Consider the following 22,393-nt stretch of genomic DNA (forward strand, 5'->3'; position numbering starts at 1 on the left):
ACCCTTGCGCCGCTTCTTTTTCTTGTTAGTAATCGGAGTTTGGCCTTTCATTTCAGAGGCACAAAAGCAGCATTATCCTCACCTGACGTTTTGGTCACGGGTGCAGGTAGCCAAAGAACCGAATCCGAACTGGAATATCGTAGGGACGTTCATGTGGCGACGTCAGAATAATTATCAAGAGAATCCTCATAATCCAACCGCTAGCCCGCTGACGATGGGAGGGCAGGCGCTGGTTACGCATCGTAATACCCAAAATACGGTATGGGTGCATATTGCCCAAATGAGTTACATGGTTTCCAATCAGTTATTGGGAAAAGAGGAGGATTTTAATGCGCCTATTGGCAAGGAGTTTCGTTATGCTGGAGGGGTGGAGTTTAATCAAGAAGTGAACGAAAAACTCACGTTTCGGCAGCGGTTTATGCAGGAATTGCGTTTTTTTAAAGCCAATGATTTTCATCCCGTTGGCCGGGTACGCGGTAGAGCCAATATTCGTTATCAATTCACCCCTTTTGTAAGTGTGAATGGAGTTACAGAGATTCTTTTTCATGACCCGCCGCTGTTGAGCGGCCAAAAGCCTATGCGTTTTCACCAATTTTGGCTTGGGGGAAGCTTGTTGTGGAGTTTGAGCGAACGTGTCAACCTCGAAACGGGTTATACATTTATTCATGGTCGTCGCGCTACATTGGTGGAGTTTGACGAACAAAATGTACTGAATCTCCATTTAGCGTTCGAAATCTAATGCGAAAGCTCCTTTTGTTACTGATGTTTTTTTCATGGTTTAAACCCAACGCCCAGACCAACAGTCGGGCTTATAAAGTAATGTTGGAGGGGATGTATAAGCATACCGTTCCGACTATAAGTTGCAAGGATTTGAAAAAAGAACAGTCTCAGGTTGTTCTGTTAGATACCCGCGCCAAACGCGAATTTGAAGTGAGCCATTTGCCTGAAGCTAGATGGGTTGGATATGAAGAATTTGACCTTAAAAAAGTAGATAATCTCCCCAAAAATACGCCGATAGTGGTATACTGTACCGTAGGAGTTCGCTCCGAGCGTATTGGAGAAAAACTCAAAGCGGCAGGGTTTCAAAATGTCCGAAATCTTTATGGTAGTATTTTTGAATGGGTAAATCAGGGAAACCCCATTGTAGATACGCAGGCAAAACCTACCCAAAAAGTCCACGCTTATTCGCGGTCTTGGGGGATTTGGCTCAATAAAGGTGAAAAAGTGTATGAGTAATTTAGACCAAAATTTCTGGGATGAACGCTACCGCGCTGGCCAAACGGGTTGGGATATTGGTTACGTATCGCCGCCTTTGAAAGAGTACATTGACCAATTAACCGATAAGAATCTTCGCATCCTTATTCCTGGCGGTGGCAATAGCTATGAGGCAGAATATCTTCTTCAGCAGGGATTTATGGATGTGACTGTGGTGGATATATCGGCCGAAATTGTTAAAAAGCTTCAGGGAAAATATGCCTCAAAAGGCTTAAAAGCTGTTTGTGAAGATTTCTTTGAGCATTCAGGGCACTACGATTTAGTTTTGGAACAAACTTTTTTTTGCGCCATCCACCCTTCGCTGCGGCCGCTTTATGCGCAGAAAATGCATGAATTGTTGAGTCCAAGCGGGAAGTTAGTGGGGCTTTTGTTTAATCGTTCGTTTGAAGGCGGTCCTCCCTTCGGCGGCACTGTCGAAGAATATAAACGCCTGTTTGAGGCGACTTTTGACCTAAAACGTATGACTCCTGCCCTCAATTCCATTCCTCCCCGGCTGGGTTTTGAGGTATTTTTTGTAGCTTCTCCCAAGGATAATTAAAAAACAAACGCCACCCAACCGAGCAGCGTTTGTCGCTTTTCCTAAACCCTAACTACAATAATATTTTTACTGCTGAATGTTTTTTGTGGAGTGCTTTTGTCATTAGGCAGAAACCTGCTGACGGTGGAAGTACTAGTGCGTAATTTTGATAATGAAGCTTACAATACGCCCAACGGTAGAAACAGCTTGGCGAGTTTCCTCCACGCCGTCCTGTGCTCGTTGTGTAACGTTCTTAAGAATAGAACCTTGCGGAATCACAGTCTTTTGGGGTTGAGAAACAACCGTACGCTCGGTCATGGCTTTGTGGGTCGCAAAAATATTGTGCGGCCGGCCAATTGAAAAAGCTGCGGTACTCAACAAACACAGGGCGACGACGAGGGTGATAGCTTTCATGACTGTATGAGTTTTTAAATGGATTCGTAACGAGTATTTATTTTCAATGGCTGAATTCGGACCGACGATTCGGATGAAACAAAGATATGGGTTTGGGATGGTATTATGCAATACAAAGTACCTTGTTTTTGGTTAAAAAGTGTTAATCGGCAAATTTTAAGGATGAATGGTAGGTGATTTTTCTTGTCGTTGAAAACTGCCTTTCATCACATAACCATTGACCACCAAACCTCTACAACTATATGATGTAAAGGTGGATGAAAAGGTTGCACGTTACCCAAAAAAAAAGACAAACCTGTGGTTTCGCCTGATGAAACCAATAAAATAAGGGGTGAAATGAAATGCGTAGAGACACAACGCAGTGCGTCTCTAGACTGTACGTGTAAAATATAATCGTTTTCCTCTTTCTGACTCATCAAAAACCCCATTGGCATACACCAAATGTCCTGAAACAATTGTGTGGGTAATGCCAGATTGAAAGGTATTACCTTCTAGTGGTGACCAACCGCACTTGAATAAAATATTTTCTTTAGTCACGGTGGTAGGTTGGTTTAAATCGACCAATACTAAGTCGGCCCAATAGCCCTCACGGATGTATCCGCGCCGGTCTATCTGAAATACGTCGGCTACGGCGTGGCTCATTTTCTCTACTACACGTTCTATCGAAATCTTACCCTGCTGCACAAATTCTAGCATGATATTGAGCGAATGCTGTACCAAAGGCAAACCAGAAGGAGCGGCCCAATAGCCTTTTGATTTTTCTTCCCAAGTGTGTGGAGCATGGTCGGTAGCGATGACGTCGATGCGGTTGTCAAGCAGTGCCTGAAAGATTTTTTCTTTGTGATGAGGCGCTTTGATGGCAGGGTTACACTTGATTTGGGCACCCAATCGATGATAATCTTCGGCGTCAAACCATAGATGATGTACGCAGGCTTCTGAGGTGATTCGTTTTTGCCGTTTATCACTTTCACTTACGGTGCTGTTTCCGTAGCTGCCGACTTCAAATAATTCGGTTTCTTCACCCGTCGAAATGTGCAGGATATGCAGTCGTGTACCGTGTTTTTTTGCAAGCTCAACCGCCATAGAAGATGATTTATAACAAGCTTCTTCGTTGCGAATGAGTGCATGAATATTGTACGGAACGTTGTCGCCGTATTGTTGTTTAAACATTTCTGTACGTTGCCGAACCGTGGGCTCATCTTCGCAATGCGTGGCAATCAAGCAGGGAGCATTAGCAAACAGTTTTTCCAGCACTTCTGGCGCATCTACGAGCATATTGCCCGTGGAAGAGCCCATAAAAATCTTGATGCCGCATACGTCGGGGCAAATCGTTTGCATTACCTCATCATAATTATCGTTGGAAGCTCCCATAAAAAAGGAGTAATTAGCCAATGAAGTCTGCGAAGCAATTTGGTATTTATCTTCCAATAAGCTTTGGGTCAGTGCATTGGGTACAGTATTGGGCATTTCCATAAAAGAAGTCACTCCGCCCGCCACAGCCGCTTTGGCTTCCGAATAAATAGTAGCTTTGTGCGTCAGACCCGGCTCTCGAAAGTGAACTTGGTCGTCTATCACCCCTGGAAGTAGGTATTTCCCAGCGGCATCGATGATTTTGTCGGCAGCAAAATGTTTTAAATCACCCCCGATTTTTTCAATCAAACCGTTTTTTATCAGAACGTCCTGTTCCAAAATACGCCCTTCGTTGACCACGCGGGCATTAATGATAAGAATAGATGACATAATTATTTTCTAAGTTGGTTCCAACCTTTTTGGCTACTTAACAGACTATGTATTAAAAAGGAAGCGTTATACATTAAACCGCCAAACTTACAACTCATTACCTGAACAGCCATATCATGCGTTTAATTTTATTTTTTAGTCTGCTTACATTTTCGGTCTATGCCCAATCACGTTTTACGGTCAGTGGTTATATCCGCGAAAGTGGAAGCCAGGAGCAATTAATCGGCGTAAACGTTTATTTGCCAAATACTACCACTGGCACGACTTCCAATACCTACGGTTTTTATTCCATTACCCTTCCCGCGTCCGATTCCGTTACGTTGGCTTTTTCATTTGTTGGCTATGGCACAGAAATCCGGACCGTAAAACTGCGTAGCAACCTCCAACTTAACGTGCAGCTGGCGGCTATCGGGCGAGAGCTGAATGAAGTGGTTGTGTCGGGGAGACGTGAGGCCGACAAAGTTAGCCAAACGGCACAAATGAGTCGGATTGATATTCCGGTACAACAAATCAAGAAAATTCCCGCGTTTTTGGGCGAAAAGGATGTGTTACGTGTGCTGCAACTCATGCCTGGCGTACAAAAAGGCTCAGAAGGCCAAACGGGTATTTATGTGCGTGGTGGTGGTCCCGACCAAAATTTGGTGATTCTCGATGACGCGCCAGTGTATAATGTAAGTCACCTATTTGGATTTTTCTCCGTTTTCAACGGCGACGCTCTCAAAAGTGTCGAACTGACTAAAGGAGGCTTTCCCGCACGATTTGGCGGGCGGTTGTCGTCGGTGGTAGAGCTGAATATGAAAGAAGGAAACAAAGAAAAGCTGCACGGTGAAGGTGGCGGCGGACTGATTGCTAGTCGTTTAACACTCGAAGGTCCTATCAAAAAGAAAGGAGTTGCAGTGGCCAAGTCATCTTTTCTAATTTCGGGGCGACGTACGTACTTGGACTTATTGGCGCGGCCGCTCATTGCTGCCCAAACCGACGACAATACGATGGGAGGCTATTATTTCTACGACCTCAATGCTAAATTCAATTATGATTTTGGACAAAAAAATAAGGTATACGCCAGTGGGTATTTTGGGAAAGATCGATTTTTCTTTCGCGAAAAAAACGCATCTTCTGGAAGTGAAGGGGGATTGAATTGGGGCAATGCGACTGGTACACTGCGCTGGAACCACCTATTTAGTGAGAAACTGTTCTCCAACGCTTCGTTGATTTTTAGCAACTACAAATTTCAGATTTATGCCAAAGAAAGTGAAAGGTTTAATAATACAGAAAACGAGTTTGAGCTGCGCTATACCTCAGGGGTAAGGGATTGGGGGCTAAAGTACGATGTTGATTATTTTCCAAATCCTCAACATGCCTTACGTTTTGGCGTGGTGACTACATTGCACCGTTTTACGCCGAGCGCCGTAGTGGTCAAAAATTCAGATATTAATCAATTCAAAACCGAAGTAGAAGCCCTCAACAACGTTGAGTCGGGAATCTATGCCGAAGATACTTGGAAGCCTAATCGTTGGCTCAAAATGAATGCTGGCTTAAGATTGAGCCATTTTAGAGCAGAGAACCAAAATTATTTTCGGCCAGAGCCACGCATTTCAACCGCCCTGATGTTGCGTCCAGATTTATCGTTTAAAGCATCGTATGCCCGCATGAATCAGTACATTCACTTACTTTCTAACACTGGTATTGGTCTGCCAACGGATTTGTGGGTGCCGAGTACCGCCAAAATTGCACCGCAGCAATCGAGTCAGGTAGCGGCGGGTTTTGCTAAGGATTTTGAAAAACAGGGTTTGGCACTGACGTTGGAAGGATATTACAAAAACATGAACAATATCGTCAACTATAAAGAAGGTTCTAGCTTTTTGTTGATTGATGACCCCTCAAGTGCTGAAAAGGTTCGTTGGGATGAAAATATCACCAGCGGGCGCGGCTGGTCGTATGGGGCAGAAGTATTATTACAGAAAAAAACAGGCAAACTTTCGGGTTGGATTGGCTACACACTTTCGTGGACGCAATGGAAATTTGCCGAGCTCAATTTCGGACAAACATTTTATCCTCGTTATGACCGCCGACATGATTTATCAATTGTGGGGATTTACGAATTTAGCCCCCGTATTACGCTTTCTGGCACGTGGGTGTATGGCACTGGCAATGCCCTCACATTGCCTCAGAGCAATTATATAGCTTATCCTCATAATCTAAATCCGCAAGTGCAATATGGTCAAAATGCAAATGCTCCGTCGATTGTCTATAGGTCGTTTGGTGGTGGATGGAGTGTGAGTGATTATGGGCCCAAAAACAGTTTTCGCGCCGAGCCTTACCACCGCTTTGATTTAAGTTTACAGTTTCACAAGAAAAAAAGGCATCACGAGCGAACCTGGGAATTGAGTGTTTATAACCTCTACAATCGTCGAAATCCTTTTTTTTACAACCTCACTTCCCGTCAGGTGTTTGATGCCAACGGAAAATATGTAAAAACGGAGACGGTGCTACAACGCATTTCTATTTTCCCGATTGTACCGACTTTGAGTTATAACTTTAAATTTTAAACGCCATGAAAAATACCATTCTAGCCCTCTTGGCGATTTGCTCAATCAGCCTTTTTTCTTGCGAAACCCTCGTCAATGACGTGGACCCTGACCGCCTGCCGCGCAGTGACAGCAAATTGGTGGTTCATGGTTATCTATCACCACAGGATACTACAATAAGCATTAACGTTTATTATAGTAGTCAATTGATTGGGGGCAATAATTCACCTTATTGGTTGAATGGGTCACCAATATCACTAAACGACGCCGTTGTCACGCTCTCAAACCAAGGTAAAAGAGTAACATTACCATTTGATTCCAAAACAGGTACGTATAGTATTAAAGCTACAACTATGCCGATTTTGGAAGGACAAACGTATGAATTGAAAGTAGAAAGAGGCGGCCAAACCGCCGAAGCCCAATGTACAGTTCCCAAAGCCGTAGCTATTCAGGAAATAAAACAAGATTCTGTAGATTCCAAGATGATGGATCCAAGTAATCCTAACTATGTTCCTCCCAAAGAATACCTTTATCGTATTGTTTGGCGTGACATTGCTGGGCAGGAAAATTATTATCGGGTAGGGGGGTATGTGTTTCAGAACCAGACGGTTCAGACAAACCCCAATATGGTTACGGTCATTCCATCCATTCAAGACCTGAATTTTGGAGAAAATAATCGTTTGGGTGCTTTTTCGACGGACGCTAGTGCCGACGGCCTAGAAATGATATCCAGTACTGCGCGCACTAGGCTGTATAATTATCCTGGCTCAACGTTGGTTTTTAAAGTGAAGTATGTCGAGTTGACATTACTTAATTGTGAAAAAACCTACTATGATTATCATCGTGCGGTGCAGGCGTTTGACCGAAATAACCCCTTTGCGGAGCCGTCATTGATTCCTTCAAACATTAAAAACGGACTGGGTTGCTTTGCCGCATTCAATCGAAGCTCATTTGTGTTAAAGTAAAAAAGGTCCCTGTCAGAGTAGCAAAATATACCCTCTGACAGGGATGGTTTGCTTATGGCTTCAACAGTACCTTTCCCCAGCGGCCGTGGGCATCGGCATGGGTAACGGCGGCTTTTATTTCATCCAGGCTATAAATAGCCTCAATCGGCATTTTAACCTGCCCAGTAGACAATAATGTAATCACCTCCTGCGATACCTTTTGGCGCGTACTCCCATCTACTCGTCGCATCCAATCTGTAAGCCAGAAGCCTTTTAGGGTCAGCTCGCGGAAAATCATCAGGCCGATATTGATTTTAGGGTCTTGAAGGCTTAAAACGCCATAAATGAGCATGATAGCGCCGCGCCCCATGCATTTTACTGCTTCGCTTGCTGTGTCACCTCCTACGCATTCTAAGACGGCCCGTACGCCTTCGTAATTGGTAATATGCTGCACGCGTTTCGGCAAGTTTTCTTCGGCGGTATTAATAATTTCATCCACACCGAGCGCTTTCAGTTCGTCATTATGGTCATTGCGGCGTACCGTACCTATGGTTTTGATGCCGCGCATTTTGCAGATTTGGATGACCATTTTTCCTAAAGCCGAAGTACAGGCCGTAATCATGAGCCATTCTCCTTCTTTGACGCCCGAGTCTTCTACCATGGCTACGGCTGTGAATGGATTCACGAACAATTGGGCGGCGGTTTCATCGTTCATGGCATCTGGAACAGGAATTAATGTTCGATGGTTAGTGACGATGTATTCACTCCAAGCCCCAATCCCCGTAAAACTTACGCGTGTACCGACCGCAATTTTGGCATTAGTGCCTACGGCTTCCACAATTCCTACCCCTTCAAATCCTGCGCCTGACGGCAAATGCGGACGAATCCCGTACAGGTTTTGTACAAACATAATATCGGAAGGGTTGATGGGGCTGGCCAAAACTTTGATGAGGACTTCGTCAGGCCCAGGAGTGAGGGTTTCTGCATTTTCAGCGTTTAAAATATCCGCTGGTTTACCGAAGTGATGGAATACGACTTTTTTCATGATTATAAAGAGATTAACTTATTTACATCAGTGTTTGTCAAATTGAATACAATGTTCAATATTCGGCAAATACTTTTATATTTTTCATTTTTACGCAATGAAAGTTATTTATACAATTTGGTGTTTTTTTTGGTTGATTCTCATTTTTTTGCTTCTATTTCCATTCACGTATATCTGTTTACAACGAAAAGAATGGAAACCGTACGCCCACTGGATAAACCGACTCTGGGGGCGACTGTTTTTTCCATTGGCAGGGATTAGGTTTGAGATAGAATATCGGGGTCAACTTGCTCCAAAACAGGCCTACGTTTTTTGCGCCAATCATTTTTCGTATTTGGATATTGCAGTAATGGGCGTTATTGTAGAACATTATTTTGCTTTTGTCGGAAAAGATGGGGTCAAAAACATCCCGCTTTTTGGCTATATGTTTCGGCATTTGCACATTCAGGTAAAGCGAGAAAGTACCCAGAGCCGGGTGTCTTCGCTGAATCGTGCCATCAAAACCTTGGCGCAAGGAAGAAGTATTGTGGTTTTTCCCGAGGGGGGGATTAAGGCAAAACAGCCACCTCAAATGCATCAACCTTTTATGGATGGCGCATTTAAGATGGCTATTCAGCAGCAAGTACCGATTGTTCCTATCAGTCTGCTGACAAATTATAAAATTTTACCAGACGTAAATCCTATCCGAATGCACCGTTTTCCAATGCAGGCGGTAGTACACGAAGCAATACCAACAGTCGGCCTAACTCCTCAGGATGTTGTATCTTTAAGAGACAAATGCTATGGAGTGATAGACGACGAACTGAAAAAACATCATCTCCCTCAACAGAAGGGAAGCAAAGAGTAATTCGCAAACAAAAAGCAGTCAATCGTTGGCAATTATGCCACAGATTGACTGCCTGTATAGTTTCGCGAATACTCCAGAATGTTTGAAACTGCGCGGTTTGAGGGCGCACGTTCAATTTTGGTCATTAAGCTTTTTATCTCAAGTGTATCGAGATAAAATTCCAATAGCTCTTGGTCGCCGATTAAGGCATCTTCAATGAGCGTGTTTTCTTCATCGGTTGTTTCTTCATAAACATACCGAATGACATCATCTGGGGTAAACGTTTGTATCATATATAGGAACGCGTTTGCTGAGTTGCTTTCGCAGATTAATCAGCGCGTAACGCATTCTCCCCAAAGCCGTGTTGATACTCACTCCTGTGGCATCTGCAATTTCCTGAAAACTCATGTCTTCGTAGTGCCGCATAATGAGCACTTCCCGCTGAGGGTCAGGCAATCGTTGAATCAGTTCGCGTAGGTGTTCATGCGTTTCTTGACGAATCTGGAGCGACTCAATCGAGTCTTCCGAAAAGTCTAACGTATTAAACACGTTGCTTCCGTCTTCAAACACTATCTCGGGGTAGCGTTTGTCGCGCCGAAAATGGTCAATAGCCAAATTGTGAGCAATTCTCAGTATCCACGGCAAAAACTTGCCCTCATCGTTATACTTACCAGATTTAAGCGTTTCAACAGCTTTAACGAAGCTATCCTGCATTAAATCCTCAGCTACGTACTGATCCTTAACAATCAAATAAATAGTGGTGTAAATCTTGGACTTGTGACGCTGAACGAGTTTTTCAAAGGCTTTTTCGTTGCCATGAACGTACAATGAAACCAGATCACTGTCGCTAACTTGGTACTTTTCCATTTCAGTATGTACAATTAGTTAACGTAAATCTTTGTTTCGATATTGTAGCCCCTCGTTGTTTTGGTTGAAGAAAATTATTTTGCGTCTTAACTTTATGACCCAAAGATAAAACAATAAAAATTTATTGTGCAAGCGTTTGCCAAATTTTTTTTAAAGTGTAAGGGAAACACCAAATATAATTCCGAGTATTCTTTGGAAACCAGAATTATTGTCGGTATTACACTTAATCAAGAAAAAATTGTACAGGCAAATTGTTTTATGAAATTCAAGGATATTTATTAAGTATTTTTTCCAATAGAAATTACTTAATAGACCATCGTTGCAGCTCTGCCAAAGTTACTTTGCCTTCATAAATGGCTTTCCCAACAATTACGCCAAAAAGATTCATTTCGGCCAACATCTCGATATCGCCTAAGTTGCTTACGCCTCCGCTGGCAATGATTTTTATGCCAGGACATTGGTCCTGCATATTTCGGTACAATTCAAAAGAAGGTCCCTGAAGCAATCCGTCTTTGGCAACATCTGTACTTATAGTATACTGCGCGCCTTTATCAATCCATTTTTGTACAAAATCATAGACCCATAGTTCGGTTCCTTCCTCCCACCCGCTGACGGCTACGCGCTCATTGCGGGCGTCGGCACCTAAGATGATTTTGTCACCGCCGTAATTTGAAAGCCATTTTTCAAACAAGTCTGGATTTTTTACGGCAATACTCCCACCCGTTACCTGTTTGGCACCAGATTCAAATACTACTCGTAAATCATCCTCTGACTGAACGCCTCCGCCAAAGTCGACATGAAGTTTGGTTTTGGTTGCAATAGTTTCCAAAACTTTCCAATTGATTACTTTTTTAGCCTTGGCACCGTCCAAATCAACAAGGTGCAGGCGAGTGAGTCCCGCATCCTCAAACTGCATAGCAACCTCTAACGGATGCTCATTGTAGATTTTCTTTTTTTCGTAATCACCTTGGGTTAGGCGTACACACTTGCCTTCAATTAGGTCTATGGCGGGAATGATATGAAACATGAATTTAGTGAGTAATCCACCGTCAAAAGTGGAGTCTGTGGGTGAGTTTTGACCGTAAAATTAAGTAGTAACCGTGGGTTTAACAATACTTGATTGTATAGTGACTACCTTTGTGGGAACTTTTCGTTGAACATTTGTCATTTAGCATTGGCTATACATTTTGATAAATGTTCAAGGCCTTATGTTGAATGACAATGTTATACCCGCAAGATTTAGAACAAAAATTAGGATTTGACCGCATTCGCGAACAATTAAGTGAGTTGTGCCTGAGCCCACTCGGGCGGGCCTTTGTGCAGAAGATTCGCTTTTCGGATAATTTCGCCGTGATTGATAAATTGACCCGTCAAACTGCCGAGATGAAAGCTATTCTCGAAGAATCGACGGGCGAGTTTCCTTCCCAAAACTATTTGGATGCTACTCCCGCGTTGGATAAAATGCGGGTGGAAGGCATGGTTTTGTCGTTGGATGAGTTTTTTGATTTAAAACTTTCGCTCCGCACCATTCGCCAAGTATTAAAGTTTCTGGCGGATCAGGAAGAAGGGAGGTTTCCCTTTTTGACCGAATTGGCGGGTAACGTTAAAGTGGAAAAATCGGTCAGTGATGCCATCGACCGTATCATTGATGATCGCGGACAAATTCGTGACAACGCTTCGCCTGAGTTGGCAGATATTCGTCGTCGATTGATTTCGGAAGCGGCTGGTGTGCGTAAAAAACTGGATTCAATGCTCAAACACGCCAAAAGTAGCGGCTGGGTAGGCGATGACGTATCCTTAACAGTTCGTAATGGCCGAATGGTGATTCCGATCTCTGCCGAACACAAACGAAAATTGAAAGGCTTTGTGCATGATGAATCGTCGACGGGGCAAACGCTGTTCATTGAGCCAGCGGATGTGTTGGATTCTAATAACGAAATCAAAGAGTTAGAATACGCCGAACGACGGGAGATTAACCGTATCTTGATTCAATTGGCCAATCAGATTCGGCCGCATTTGCCTGATTTGCAGAAAGCTTGTCAGTTTTTGGGGATGGTAGATTTTATTCGTGCCAAAGCGAAATTTGCGTCACTATTAGGAGCCGTTAATCCCGCTTTTGTGAATCAACCTGTGATTGACTGGCGCATGGCTCGGCATCCACTGTTGTATTTGTCTTTTCAGAAACAAGGCCGAAAAGTAGTTCCTTTGGGCATCGAACTGCGTCAAAATCAGCGCATTTTGGTGATTTCTGGCCCAAACGCTGGAGGGAAATCCGTGGCCTTGAAAACGATTGGGTTGGTGCAATATATGCTTCAATGCGGTCTGCTCGTGCCCATGCGCGAAGATTCTACGGTGGGGTTGTTTCAGAATTTATTTATTGACATCGGCGACGAGCAAAGTCTGGACAATGATTTGAGTACGTACAGCAGCCACCTGACCAATATGCGTCATTTCCTGCAATTTGCTCATAAACGTACGCTGTTTTTAATTGACGAATTTGGAACTGGAACCGAGCCAAGCTTGGGCGGCGCGGTTGCCGAAGCAATATTGGAAGATTTGACCAAGTCGGGCGCCTTTGGCGTAATCAATACGCACTATACCAACCTCAAAACCTACGCAGATAAAACGCAGGGCTTGGTGAATGGAGCAATGCGTTACGATGGAGAGCATCTGGAGCCGTTGTATCAACTCGAAATCGGTAAACCTGGCAGCAGTTTTGCATTTGAGATTGCGACCAAAATCGGCCTTCCTAAGTCCGTTATTGAACGCGCCAAGGGGAAGTTAGGTACACAGCAGGTCAATTTCGAAAAATTGTTGAAAGAGCTGGATATTGAGAAAAAAGTGTTTTCGGAAAAGAACATTGAAATAGGAATCAAGGAGCGAAAACTGGCCCAACAATTGGTCGAAACGACCGCCTTACAGACGCGTCTGGACAATGACCAAAAGAAAATCATTAACGATGCTAAGCAAAAAGCCAAGCAATTGTTGGCTACGGCCAATCAGCGCATCGAAAGTACTATTCGGGAAATAAAGGAAAACAAAGCCGAACGCGATACCACAAAACTGATACGGCAGGAACTGGAGAAGTTTGAAAAGCAGGAACTGAAAATTGAAGCAGTTGCCGAACCTGAGCGTGAAGAGTTTATTCCCGAAGGCGGAGAAATCGCCGTTGGGAGTTTTGTACGTATCAAAGGACAGGCTACAGTGGGGGAAGTGCTGGCCATGAAAGGCAAAGATGTGGAGATTCGTATTGGCGATTTAAAGTCCAATGTGAAATTGAATCGCTTGGAAAAAGTCTCCAAAAAAGCCTTCAAAGAAGCAACGGGGGAAAAAGGAGCAGCTCCGAGAACGGGCGTGGGTGGGATTGATATCAACGAAAAAATGATGAATTTTAGCTTCAATCTTGATATTAGAGGGAAGCGCGGAGAAGAAGCCATTGTCGAATTAGACGACTTTTTGAGCAATGCCCTGATGCTTGGTTTTAATGAGTTGCGGATTGTACACGGAAAAGGCGACGGTATTTTGCGTCAATTGGTTCGTAATCACTTAAAATCATATAAGCAGGTAGGGAAAATGCAGGATGAACACCCAGATCGCGGAGGAGCAGGGGTTACGATAGTGCAAATGCGATAAGAAATGATAAATTGCATCAGCTATTTACCCATTCCTTAACCTACTATGCCCTTATTTCAAGATTCACTGCCTATTTTGGCGGTATTGATGGTTAATATCATTATTTCTGAACGATTGGCGCGCCTGCCGTACCTGCGCCACATGGGTACCGCGCTCATCGTCATTATATTGACCGCGATTACTTCCAATCTAGGCTTAATTCCAGCTTCAACCAATTCACCGCCGATTTACGACGGTATTTTTACGTATCTCGCCCCTATTTCGATATTCTATTTACTACTGACGGTTAATCTGAAAGGGTTGAAAAAGGCCGGGACACCCATGATTCTGAGTTTTTTTCTGGGAACAGCTGGAACCATGTTGGGCGTTATTGCTGGTATTTGGGCTATTTCAGGCCCCAAAGGTTTTGGGGAGTTTTATTATGCGTTGGGAGGAATGTTTACGGGTACGTACATTGGTGGCAGTACAAATTTCAACGCATTGGCGCTGCATTACGAAGTCAATAAAGAAGGAAATGTGTATGCCGCAGCCGTGGCGGTGGATAATATCCTGACGGCTTTATGGATGGTGGCGACATTACTATTACCTCAGCTCCTCAACCGTTATTTCCCGCGACGCATCGAATATAATCATACCGCCGAACAGGCGCAACAGTTTGAAAAAGAGGCTTCGGCGCAAGTGAGTGATGTTGAAACCTTCAATCCACAAGATTTGGCCATTCTGGTAGGCATAGGGGCGGCGGGGCTGTATGTATCAAAGCAATTGGCGGTGATGATTCCGCAGGTACCTCAAATCCTTATTTTAACAACGTTAGCGTTGGCATTGGCCCAACTTCCAGTAGTACAGCGTTTACGGGGAATGAAGGTATTGGCGATGTTTTTTATCTATTTATTTTTGGCCGTCATCGGCGCTTTTTGCGATATTGAAGCCTTGCTCAAAGACGGGCCTTTGGCCATTAGTATGATGGTTTTTGTGAGTATATTGATTGTGATTCACGCGCTGGTCATCTTTGGAATTGGGGCGATTTTAAAACAGGATTGGGATGTGTTATCCATTGCCTCACAAGCCAATATCGGAGGTTCTGCGTCGGCGCTGGCTTTATCCAAAAGCTTGAATCGTCCAGATTTGTACTTGCCAGGAATTTTGGTGGGTGCTTTGGGAAATGCCATTGGCACGTATTGCGGTCTGTTTGTGGCGGAGTTTTTAAAAACAGTATCTTGGTAATTTTTAAATAAACATCAATGCAGGGGCCGATTGGGGTTTTTGATTCGGGTTATGGTGGCTTAACAATTTTAAGAGAGTTAGTTAAGCAATTGCCGCAGTACGACTACCTATATTTGGGAGACAATGCACGTGCACCCTACGGCACGCGCTCGTTTGATACAGTGTATCATTACACCCTCGAATGCGTCAAACATCTTTTTTCTAAAGGCTGCCATTTGGTCATTCTAGCGTGCAATACGGCTTCGGCCAAAGCCTTACGCAATATTCAGCAACTAGATTTGCCGCATATTGCTCCTGATAGGCGGGTTTTAGGCGTTATTCGACCTACCACCGAAGTGATTGGAACTTTTACTGATACGCAGCATATCGGAATTTTTGCCACGGCGGGTACGGTCTTGTCGGAATCGTATTTGGTTGAAATAAAGAAATTTTTCCCAGACATACACGTAGTGCAGGAAGCTTGCCCAATGTGGGTACCATTGATTGAAAATGGGGAGTTTGACAGCGATGGAGCAGATTATTTTGTCAAAAAGCACGTTGAGCATTTGCTAGCGCAGTCGCCCGACATTGACGCTATTTTGTTGGGGTGTACGCATTATCCGTTGCTAATCAAGAAGATACGGCAGTTTTTGCCAGCGTCTATTCGCATCATCAATCAAGCCGAAATTGTGGCGCACAGTTTGACGGATTACCTTCAACGCCACCCCGAACTGGAAGCTAAATGCAGTAAAAATGGCGAACGGACATTTTATACCACGGATTCGACCGAGGCATTTGACCGTCAATCAGCTGTGTTTTTTGGGCAAGAAGTAAAGAGTTTACATCAGGATTTAGGAAGTCCTATTAAATGAAAAGAAACCGCTGACTAGCATTTTACCAATCAGCGGTCTTAAGTGTAATCTTTATTCTTCAGCCAATGTCCGCGACAAATTGATGCGATAGATGCCCAACGAAGGAATGGCGGCGGCTAAAATTCCAATCAATATAGCACCGCCCAGAAGCATAATTTCTTCGGGTAAAAGACTAAAGTCGGCAAACGAATAGTGATAATCCGACTCAGCCGCCCGACTGAATAGCCATAGCCCCACGCGACTGAGCAAAACTCCTGCGCCGTAGCCTACGAGTGCCAACATAATTCCTTCCAGTAATAACATTACAAAAAGTTTGGTGCGGGTGGCGCCCATCGAAAGCATCAGAGCCATTTCGTATTTACGTTCTTTCAGTGAATTATAAAGCGAAATAAAAACACTCACGCCCGCAATGAGGATGATAATCAGCGCAATAGCGCGTAGGGTATCAATGCCGATGCCCAATAATGAAAACAAACGATTGATTTCAAAGGCTACCGAAGCGGCCTGCATTTTGGTATTTTCGTTGATAAATCGCGGTAAGGCTACCATGCCCATTGGATTTCGGAATTTAACCAGTAGGCTCGTGATTTCTTGACTTGGCTCATCGGTTTGGGTAGAATCGCCGCCCGTGAGCATATCGGTTACGTTGGCGCCTTTGCCGGGCTCATCGGCGTGTTCATGAATGGACCATACGCTCGAAATATCGGTTAAAATAAGCTGGTCAATGACGGAATTATTGGTTTCAAAAATACCAACCACTTTGTATTTTTTGTTGCCGTGAACATCATCCATGTTGTCAAAACCGTGCGCTCCCGAAAAAGTATCCCCGATTTTTAAGCCTGTCACACTTGCGGCTTTTGACCCAACGGTCGCTTCCATTGTGGTCGAAAAGAGTCGGCCTTCTTTTACTTTTGCTTCAAAATGATTGGGGTATTTTGGGTTTGTTCCCACAATCCGGTACGACATATAATTGTCGCCCATTGCCAAAGGAATGGCCGTTTTGACCAGTGGGTTTTTCATCACCCGTTGAGCTTCGTCGAGCGATACATTGCCGGTGGGAGAGTCGATTTGATAAATACTCGACAAAATCAGTTGCAGCGGGCTGCCTTTTGCCCCCACGACCATATCAATGCCTTTGATATTGCGGCGAAACTGCTCATCCAACTGCTTGTTCAACAACAATAACATCGAAATAATACCTATTCCGAGCGTCATCAGGAGTGCGCTTAGAAAACTGTTCAGCTTTTTATCTTTGAGATTGGCCCAACTTATTTTGAAAAGGTTCATCGATGGTTTTGTTAAATGGATATTGGTTACCAAAATTAAGCAGAGATTGATTGATAGACATCAGGTTGGTGACATATTTTCCGATGAAAAGTGATTAGTTGATGTAAATCAGTCAGTTGCCTTGATTTTTGTCAGCATTTGAATTTCGTAGTAAATGTACATTTACTATCATTTTTAAATCAACAGATGTACTGCAATGAAAAAGATATTAGTTCCTACTGACTTTTCAGGTTTTGCGCAAAGTGCCCTTGAAGTGGCGGCCGATATAGCCTTTAAAACAAATGCCGAAATAATGTTGCTCCACGCCAACGAAAAAATGGTGACAGCAACTCCACTGGCGGAGTATTATCTCTACGATAAGGCCATCGAGGATGAGTATTTAGACATGGTAACGGAGAGTCTGAAAAAAACACTGGCCGAAATTGCCGAGAATGGAAAGTTTTCGAGGGTAAAAGTTAAAACGGCTGTTATTGGGGGGCCGATGGTAAGTGTTATTGAAGATTTTGTGAAAGACCATGCCATTGATTTAGTTGTGATGGGAACGCGCGGCGTGTCGGGGATGGAAGAAATTATCGTAGGTTCAAATACTGAAAAAGTGATTCGACGGGTAAAATGCCCCGTTTTGGCAGTGCCTTCTCCAGCAGTATCGTTTGGTAAAATTGTTTTTCCAACAACACTTAAAGAAAGTCAGCTTCCAGCTTTTAAGGCTTTTGCGGCTTTGCAGAAAATTTTTAGCGGAGAGGTGTCTTTGCTGTACATCAATGATCCTGGAAACTTTAAAAACACGGCGGCGATGGAAGCCCAAAAAGATTTTTTGGTAAAAGAATCAGGCTTAAAAAATGCCACGCTGTTTGTGTCTGATACCGAAGTATTCAATGAAGAAGATGCTATTCTCGACTTTGCGCACCAGAACCATGCGGATTTGATTGTGATGGGTACGCATCAACGTCGAGGACTGGCCCACTTTTTCATGGGTAGCATGACCGAAGATACCGTCAATCATTCGGATATTCCAGTGCTTAGTTTGAGCATTAAATAAGATTAAGGTATACTTACTTCAGCAGGACGATTGCTGTGCTTCAAGGGGAGGGATAGGAAAAATGTGGTTCCTGTCCCTTCTTCTGTTTCAAACCAGATGGAGCCTCCAGCATGTTCTACACCCCGTTTGGCAATGGCCAATCCCAAGCCTGAACCGTCTTGCTTGGTGCTGAAATTGGGCAAGAATACCTTTGGTCGAATGGCTTCAGGAATGCCATTTCCGTTATCTTGAACTTCAATATATACATTGCCTTCATCGGTCCTTAATCGAAGGAAGATTTCGGGGCGACGCCCTGTTGGTACGGATTGAATTCCGTTGATAATCAGATTGGTGATGATGCGTCCGATGAGTTGCCGGTCACCGATTACGTTTACTCTTCGGGTTTGAATATCTCGATGAAGGGTGATTTTGGTGTCGTCGGCGTACAAATCAGCGGCCTTATTCAGTACAGATGAAATCTCAAACAACTCATTTTTTGGAAGCGGCATTTTAGCAAAATCTGAAAATGACGTGGCAATGTCACTGATGTTGTCTATCTGGTCAATCAACGATTCAAATGTGCGTTTTATGCGCTCATTTTGGGGTAAATTAGGCGGCAAATCACGCAGCATCGTCCGCTGAAGCTGTTGAATCGTCAGCTTCATCGGTGTTAGAGGATTCTTGATCTCGTGTGCTACCTGTTTGGCCATCTCGCGCCATGCCGACTGTTTTTCATTTTTAGCGAGTTCTTCTTTGCTCTCATCCAGTTTCTTCAACATTTGATTATAAGAACCAACTAATAAACCAATTTCATCGTCTGACTTCCAATTGACAGGCTCGTTGAGTTGGTGCAGGTTAATTCGTCTGATTTTCTGCGTCAGGATGCGCAGCGGAATGGTTAATAGGTTGGAAGCCCAGTAAGAAATTGCCAAAAACAACAGAAACATAATGGCAAACACGCTCAAAATCGTTGAAATTACTTCAATAATTTGTCGGTCAAGTTCGGGTTTTGAATCAAAATATGGAATGCTTAAAATACCCAATGGCTTGCTAGTGTTACGAGCCCTGACGGTCACGTATGCGGTGCGATACTGCTTTTTTCCAAGCGACTCGTCCAATAACACTTCGTTTTCGCGGTCCTGAATCAGGTGAATATAGGCGTCTGGATTGAGCCATTTGGATAAAAGCTTAATTTCATAAATCAGCGGTTCGGTGGTGATGCTGAGGTTACCTTCTTCATTAAAGAAATTGATGTCAACGTTGGCATCACGGGCAATTTTCCCAAGTTCCTGTTCCATTGCGTCTCGGCTTCTTTTTCCACTAAGGTACTCTTCCAGATAAGGGGCAAAATTGTTGCCGATGTTTTTGGTACTGGTGAGGTACGTATTTTCTTGATTGCTGTTGTAGTTGGCCGTAATAACTTGCAATGTGATAAGTACAATAAGTAATAACGGAGTGAAAAAAGCAACATTGAGCAAAATCTGAATTTTGGTCGTATAACTGATTTTTAGCCGCCTTAAGCCATATTTTAAGGCGTATACGCCAATGATTCCAATGACGTATAGGACCAATATGAGGTATAAAAATGAGAAATTGGAGATAATGCTTTTATAAGGATATGACTTAGACGACACAACCATGTATCGTTTGTTTTTATCCCGACTTCCTATGTGCTTATAATCATAGAGTTGAAGGCCGCGTTGATATAAAGCTGGATTGTCCAGCTCAATTTGCGGCATTTTTCGGTCATAGTTGTAGCTTCCTGAGCTATAAATAAGGTTTTTGGCCGTATCATAAACGGCATAGCTGTACTGACGTGTTTCGGGTGCCTGTACAAACTTTTTATCCATCAATAACTCTGGGTATACATTTCTGGACTGGTCTTCGCGCGGATTTAGGTTGAGTACAACCCGCCCAACCAAGGTTGAGCCTTTGCGAATATCAATCAAACTCAAATACTGCTTCTTGAAGTTATTGACAAGATCATTGATAAAATAGAGTGAAGGGTACTTGGTCTGGTATTTGGGCAACTGGTAGAACTTAGTATAGTTGTCAAATGTCTCATCCGAAATTGAGGTGTCCAACGGTTGCCCATCGGCCTGAAACGATACTACTTCAATATCATACTTATCAAAATATTTATCTAAGTGAATGCTCTTCACGATTTGCTGAATACGCTCTCGGGATAAAACCGTATCGCTGACAAATGAATTTTGTATTTCGGGGTCTTTGCTGATTGACTCTTTGGCGCGGTCCAACAAAAATTCACCCAAACCGTCGTTTTCAGAAAAAATTTGCTCTCCAAATTCTTTTTTGTTGGCAATGTCTTTTTGCTCTTCTTCATTGTAAACTACGTAGGTCGTAACGATGGCCCAGAAAAAAGCACCCAGAAAATAATAAATGGTGGTTCGGTAACGGAAAGTATAGAGAACACGTGGAAAACGTGAGAAGTATAACAATAAAAAATAAGTACCATGAACACCCAAAATCCATTTAAGGTCGATACCAGAGATAACCGCCAAAAGCAGAAAGATAAGGGCGCCAATTGAAAAAATCAGTACACCATATATTTTTTTTGGGTTAAGACGAATGAATAATCCTACCAGTAAGTGGGTACACAGAAAATAGATGCTCGAAATAAGAATAAAAATAATGAGGCAGGCTATTTTTAGGACCGAGAACGAAATACTTAACGTGATGTCGAGTGTGAATTGCGATTTTTCGTAGATGTTGTTCAGTTCTAACAGACTGACGTAGAAGACCCCAAAACTGAGAATAATAAATAGAACTGATAAAAGAGGTTGTGCCTTTTTGGAGATATTTACTAAAAACAGGTAGGCCTTAGAACGGAAATAAAAATCGGCTACATAAAGCGATAATATAAAGCAAACCAGGCAATTGAGCAAAAAGTCGCCGAGCGAAGGCGCAATAGGCGAAGAAGCATAAAACTTGGGGTTAAATAAGTCGTTTTCTGAGAATAAAAAAGGAATTCCAAAATAAAGCATCCCTGCCCGAAGGAGCACCAAATACATCATCAGCAGCAAAAATGCCATTTCATAACGCTTTTGTTTGCTTAACGTAATGACCCATTGGATAATGTATATCCCGAACAAAACTGCCGCTAGTATCCCCCACGTAATGGTATTGACAGGAGCTGTTTGATTATGGTAGGAATCAAATTTGGGAGGAATGATGGAAAACAAAAACCGATTTTGGTTGTCCAGAACGTTTTGATACGCTGGCCCGAAATTGGTTGAAATTAATTCGGGGTCTACCGTAAAAAGAGTCGTGTTGTAGCCCGATTGTAAGTAGTTATTTTCATTCTTGTAGTGTCGGTATAGATTAATTACCGAAACTACATCAATACGGGTATTGGGGCGAGTAAACTGCCGACGACTGACCAAATACTTGCTTTGGTCAAAGCTAACAAGTTGGGTTTGAGATATTTTATGAATAGCTTCATAGTCTGGAATAAACCGGTAATCGGACCAAAAAATCAAACGACCGTTTTGGTAAACGTAGTAAGGGTATTTGGTGGTCTGACGAAGGTCTGAAAATTGCGTATTTGTATTTTGGGCAACCAACGCTGTAATGCGTTCAATCTCCTCCTGAGAAACCGAAAGTTCATGCTTTATTCGTTCTTTGACAGCGGAGAAATAAGTCTCTTCTGCCGCACCCAAAGCCCCTCTCTCAAAGAAAAAGAAAGACAATAATGCTAACAGTAACGAACATGTAGCCAAAATGGCTGGTATATGTTTCCTAATTTTCTGCACGAAGTTCCAAAAAGGGGTTTTGCCTGTTTTTATGTATTTAGTCTATTACAGACCTAAAATCGTGCCAAAAGTTACTGTTGCTTATAATTAAGTATTGATTTAAAAAACGGAAAGCTCAGAGCGGTTAGCCATCAAGAGGAGGTTATTTTACCAAGGTAAACCCCGCCCCTTCCTCTGTTTCTTCATAATCTACCTCTGTACCGATTACGTACATTAAGTGGCGTTTGTCGATAATGACTTTGATGGTATCTACAACATACACGTGGTCGTTTTCGGTGGGTAGGTCAAAACCCAATAAAAATTGGGCACCGCATCCGCCGCCTTTCATTCCGACCCTTAATCCATACGTGTCTGGAATCTTGTTGATGTGTAAGGTATCCACTATCTCTTGGTGGGCAATGGGGGAAATTCTAATGGGGTTTTTTGTAATCATGGGAGTTTTATGCGTTAA

The 22,393-nt window shown here is 43.2% G+C and carries 19 protein-coding genes; 10 read left to right on the forward strand and 9 right to left on the reverse strand.

Features of this window, described 5'->3' with window-relative positions:
- Positions 1 to 4: 4 nt before the first annotated feature.
- From DR864_RS18995 to DR864_RS19005, 3 genes are read left to right on the forward strand one after another with little or no spacing between them, the layout of a single operon-like run.
- Positions 5 to 739: a DUF2490 domain-containing protein gene (locus DR864_RS18995; RefSeq protein WP_114068440.1), complete on the forward strand. Its 735-nt coding sequence runs from the start codon at positions 5 to 7 to the stop codon at positions 737 to 739.
- Positions 739 to 1,236: a rhodanese-like domain-containing protein gene (locus DR864_RS19000; RefSeq protein WP_114068441.1), complete on the forward strand. Its 498-nt coding sequence runs from the start codon at positions 739 to 741 to the stop codon at positions 1,234 to 1,236. The genes DR864_RS18995 and DR864_RS19000 overlap by 1 nt, the downstream gene beginning before the upstream one ends.
- Complete coding sequence (locus tag DR864_RS19005) at positions 1,229 to 1,813, forward strand: methyltransferase domain-containing protein (protein WP_114068442.1); 585 nt, start codon at positions 1,229 to 1,231, stop codon at positions 1,811 to 1,813. Before DR864_RS19000 ends, DR864_RS19005 begins: the two co-directional genes overlap by 8 nt.
- A gap of 132 nt (positions 1,814 to 1,945) precedes the next feature.
- Here DR864_RS19005 and DR864_RS19010 read toward each other — a convergent pair whose 3' ends face one another.
- The gene (locus tag DR864_RS19010; protein ID WP_114068443.1) at positions 1,946 to 2,206 is read right to left on the reverse strand and encodes a hypothetical protein; all 261 of its coding nucleotides are present in this window, start codon (positions 2,204 to 2,206) and stop codon (positions 1,946 to 1,948) included.
- Between the two features lie 369 nt (positions 2,207 to 2,575).
- Positions 2,576 to 3,946: a dihydroorotase gene (locus tag DR864_RS19015; RefSeq protein WP_114068444.1), complete on the reverse strand. Its 1,371-nt coding sequence runs from the start codon at positions 3,944 to 3,946 to the stop codon at positions 2,576 to 2,578.
- Positions 3,947 to 4,062: 116 nt separating this feature from the next.
- Here DR864_RS19015 and DR864_RS19020 point away from each other — a divergent pair, with 116 nt between their 5' ends.
- Together DR864_RS19020 and DR864_RS19025 are read left to right on the forward strand one after the other, a co-directional pair.
- Entirely contained in the window at positions 4,063 to 6,495 is a 2,433-nt protein-coding gene (locus DR864_RS19020) for a TonB-dependent receptor (RefSeq protein ID WP_114068445.1), read from the forward strand.
- Between the two features lie 5 nt (positions 6,496 to 6,500).
- Positions 6,501 to 7,439 (forward strand): DUF4249 domain-containing protein, encoded by a 939-nt coding sequence (locus DR864_RS19025; RefSeq protein ID WP_114068446.1) that lies wholly within the window; start codon positions 6,501 to 6,503, stop codon positions 7,437 to 7,439.
- Between the two features lie 52 nt (positions 7,440 to 7,491).
- Here the strand turns inward: DR864_RS19025 and DR864_RS19030 are convergent, their stop codons facing one another.
- On the reverse strand, positions 7,492 to 8,463 hold the full coding sequence (locus DR864_RS19030) for a zinc-dependent alcohol dehydrogenase family protein (RefSeq protein WP_114068447.1): 972 nt from the start codon (positions 8,461 to 8,463) through the stop codon (positions 7,492 to 7,494).
- 97 nt (positions 8,464 to 8,560) lie between these two features.
- On the opposite strand from DR864_RS19030, the gene DR864_RS19035 reads away from it, so the two are divergent.
- Positions 8,561 to 9,310: a lysophospholipid acyltransferase family protein gene (locus tag DR864_RS19035; RefSeq protein WP_114068448.1), complete on the forward strand. Its 750-nt coding sequence runs from the start codon at positions 8,561 to 8,563 to the stop codon at positions 9,308 to 9,310.
- Between the two features lie 32 nt (positions 9,311 to 9,342).
- On the opposite strand, the gene DR864_RS19040 is transcribed toward DR864_RS19035, so the two are convergent.
- The 3 genes from DR864_RS19040 to hisA form a co-directional block, all read right to left on the reverse strand.
- Positions 9,343 to 9,582 (reverse strand): hypothetical protein, encoded by a 240-nt coding sequence (locus DR864_RS19040; RefSeq protein WP_114068449.1) that lies wholly within the window; start codon positions 9,580 to 9,582, stop codon positions 9,343 to 9,345.
- The gene (locus tag DR864_RS19045) at positions 9,557 to 10,156 is read right to left on the reverse strand and encodes an RNA polymerase sigma factor (protein WP_114068450.1); all 600 of its coding nucleotides are present in this window, start codon (positions 10,154 to 10,156) and stop codon (positions 9,557 to 9,559) included. Before DR864_RS19045 ends, DR864_RS19040 begins: the two co-directional genes overlap by 26 nt.
- Positions 10,157 to 10,457: 301 nt before the next feature.
- The gene (hisA, locus tag DR864_RS19050; RefSeq protein ID WP_114068451.1) at positions 10,458 to 11,183 is read right to left on the reverse strand and encodes a 1-(5-phosphoribosyl)-5-[(5-phosphoribosylamino)methylideneamino]imidazole-4-carboxamide isomerase; all 726 of its coding nucleotides are present in this window, start codon (positions 11,181 to 11,183) and stop codon (positions 10,458 to 10,460) included.
- Positions 11,184 to 11,377: 194 nt separating this feature from the next.
- Between hisA and DR864_RS19055 the strand changes: the two genes are divergently transcribed.
- Genes DR864_RS19055 through murI form a run of 3 tightly spaced genes read left to right on the forward strand, consistent with a single transcriptional unit; the run spans position 11,378 to position 15,864 of the window.
- Complete coding sequence (locus DR864_RS19055) at positions 11,378 to 13,789, forward strand: endonuclease MutS2 (RefSeq protein ID WP_114068452.1); 2,412 nt, start codon at positions 11,378 to 11,380, stop codon at positions 13,787 to 13,789.
- Between the two features lie 45 nt (positions 13,790 to 13,834).
- Complete coding sequence (locus tag DR864_RS19060) at positions 13,835 to 15,013, forward strand: DUF819 family protein (RefSeq protein ID WP_114068453.1); 1,179 nt, start codon at positions 13,835 to 13,837, stop codon at positions 15,011 to 15,013.
- Positions 15,014 to 15,030: 17 nt separating this feature from the next.
- The gene (murI, locus tag DR864_RS19065) at positions 15,031 to 15,864 is read left to right on the forward strand and encodes a glutamate racemase (RefSeq protein ID WP_114068454.1); all 834 of its coding nucleotides are present in this window, start codon (positions 15,031 to 15,033) and stop codon (positions 15,862 to 15,864) included.
- Between the two features lie 51 nt (positions 15,865 to 15,915).
- Here the strand turns inward: murI and DR864_RS19070 are convergent, their stop codons facing one another.
- Entirely contained in the window at positions 15,916 to 17,151 is a 1,236-nt protein-coding gene (locus DR864_RS19070; protein WP_114068455.1) for an ABC transporter permease, read from the reverse strand.
- Between the two features lie 196 nt (positions 17,152 to 17,347).
- Between DR864_RS19070 and DR864_RS19075 the strand changes: the two genes are divergently transcribed.
- Complete coding sequence (locus DR864_RS19075) at positions 17,348 to 18,190, forward strand: universal stress protein (protein WP_114068456.1); 843 nt, start codon at positions 17,348 to 17,350, stop codon at positions 18,188 to 18,190.
- Between the two features lie 2 nt (positions 18,191 to 18,192).
- Here the strand turns inward: DR864_RS19075 and DR864_RS19080 are convergent, their stop codons facing one another.
- On the reverse strand, positions 18,193 to 21,879 hold the full coding sequence (locus DR864_RS19080) for a sensor histidine kinase (protein ID WP_310587529.1): 3,687 nt from the start codon (positions 21,877 to 21,879) through the stop codon (positions 18,193 to 18,195).
- A 205-nt stretch (positions 21,880 to 22,084) separates the two neighbouring features.
- A complete protein-coding gene (locus DR864_RS19085; RefSeq protein ID WP_114068458.1) occupies positions 22,085 to 22,375 on the reverse strand; it encodes a HesB/IscA family protein in 291 nt (96 codons plus the stop codon).
- Between the last annotated feature and the right edge of the window lie 18 nt (positions 22,376 to 22,393).

Source organism: Runella rosea (assembly GCF_003325355.1).
Classification (GTDB): Bacteria; Bacteroidota; Bacteroidia; order Cytophagales; family Spirosomataceae; genus Runella; species Runella rosea.

What these genes read in the sequence shown, in the direction of transcription:
- DR864_RS19030 (WP_114068447.1), bottom strand. Translation starts at nt 8,463, where the DNA reads ATGAAAAAAGTCGTATTCCATCACTTCGGTAAACCAGCGGATATTTTA.
- DR864_RS19075 (WP_114068456.1), top strand. Translation starts at nt 17,348, where the DNA reads ATGAAAAAGATATTAGTTCCTACTGACTTTTCAGGTTTTGCGCAAAGT.
- DR864_RS19085 (WP_114068458.1), bottom strand. Translation starts at nt 22,375, where the DNA reads ATGATTACAAAAAACCCCATTAGAATTTCCCCCATTGCCCACCAAGAG.
- DR864_RS19055 (WP_114068452.1), top strand. Translation starts at nt 11,378, where the DNA reads ATGTTATACCCGCAAGATTTAGAACAAAAATTAGGATTTGACCGCATT.
- hisA (WP_114068451.1), bottom strand. Translation starts at nt 11,183, where the DNA reads ATGTTTCATATCATTCCCGCCATAGACCTAATTGAAGGCAAGTGTGTA.
- DR864_RS19040 (WP_114068449.1), bottom strand. Translation starts at nt 9,582, where the DNA reads ATGATACAAACGTTTACCCCAGATGATGTCATTCGGTATGTTTATGAA.
- DR864_RS19015 (WP_114068444.1), bottom strand. Translation starts at nt 3,946, where the DNA reads ATGTCATCTATTCTTATCATTAATGCCCGCGTGGTCAACGAAGGGCGT.
- DR864_RS19045 (WP_114068450.1), bottom strand. Translation starts at nt 10,156, where the DNA reads ATGGAAAAGTACCAAGTTAGCGACAGTGATCTGGTTTCATTGTACGTT.
- DR864_RS19020 (WP_114068445.1), top strand. Translation starts at nt 4,063, where the DNA reads ATGCGTTTAATTTTATTTTTTAGTCTGCTTACATTTTCGGTCTATGCC.
- DR864_RS19010 (WP_114068443.1), bottom strand. Translation starts at nt 2,206, where the DNA reads ATGAAAGCTATCACCCTCGTCGTCGCCCTGTGTTTGTTGAGTACCGCA.
- murI (WP_114068454.1), top strand. Translation starts at nt 15,031, where the DNA reads ATGCAGGGGCCGATTGGGGTTTTTGATTCGGGTTATGGTGGCTTAACA.
- DR864_RS19000 (WP_114068441.1), top strand. Translation starts at nt 739, where the DNA reads ATGCGAAAGCTCCTTTTGTTACTGATGTTTTTTTCATGGTTTAAACCC.
- DR864_RS19005 (WP_114068442.1), top strand. Translation starts at nt 1,229, where the DNA reads ATGAGTAATTTAGACCAAAATTTCTGGGATGAACGCTACCGCGCTGGC.
- DR864_RS19060 (WP_114068453.1), top strand. Translation starts at nt 13,835, where the DNA reads ATGCCCTTATTTCAAGATTCACTGCCTATTTTGGCGGTATTGATGGTT.
- DR864_RS19035 (WP_114068448.1), top strand. Translation starts at nt 8,561, where the DNA reads ATGAAAGTTATTTATACAATTTGGTGTTTTTTTTGGTTGATTCTCATT.
- DR864_RS19070 (WP_114068455.1), bottom strand. Translation starts at nt 17,151, where the DNA reads ATGAACCTTTTCAAAATAAGTTGGGCCAATCTCAAAGATAAAAAGCTG.
- DR864_RS19025 (WP_114068446.1), top strand. Translation starts at nt 6,501, where the DNA reads ATGAAAAATACCATTCTAGCCCTCTTGGCGATTTGCTCAATCAGCCTT.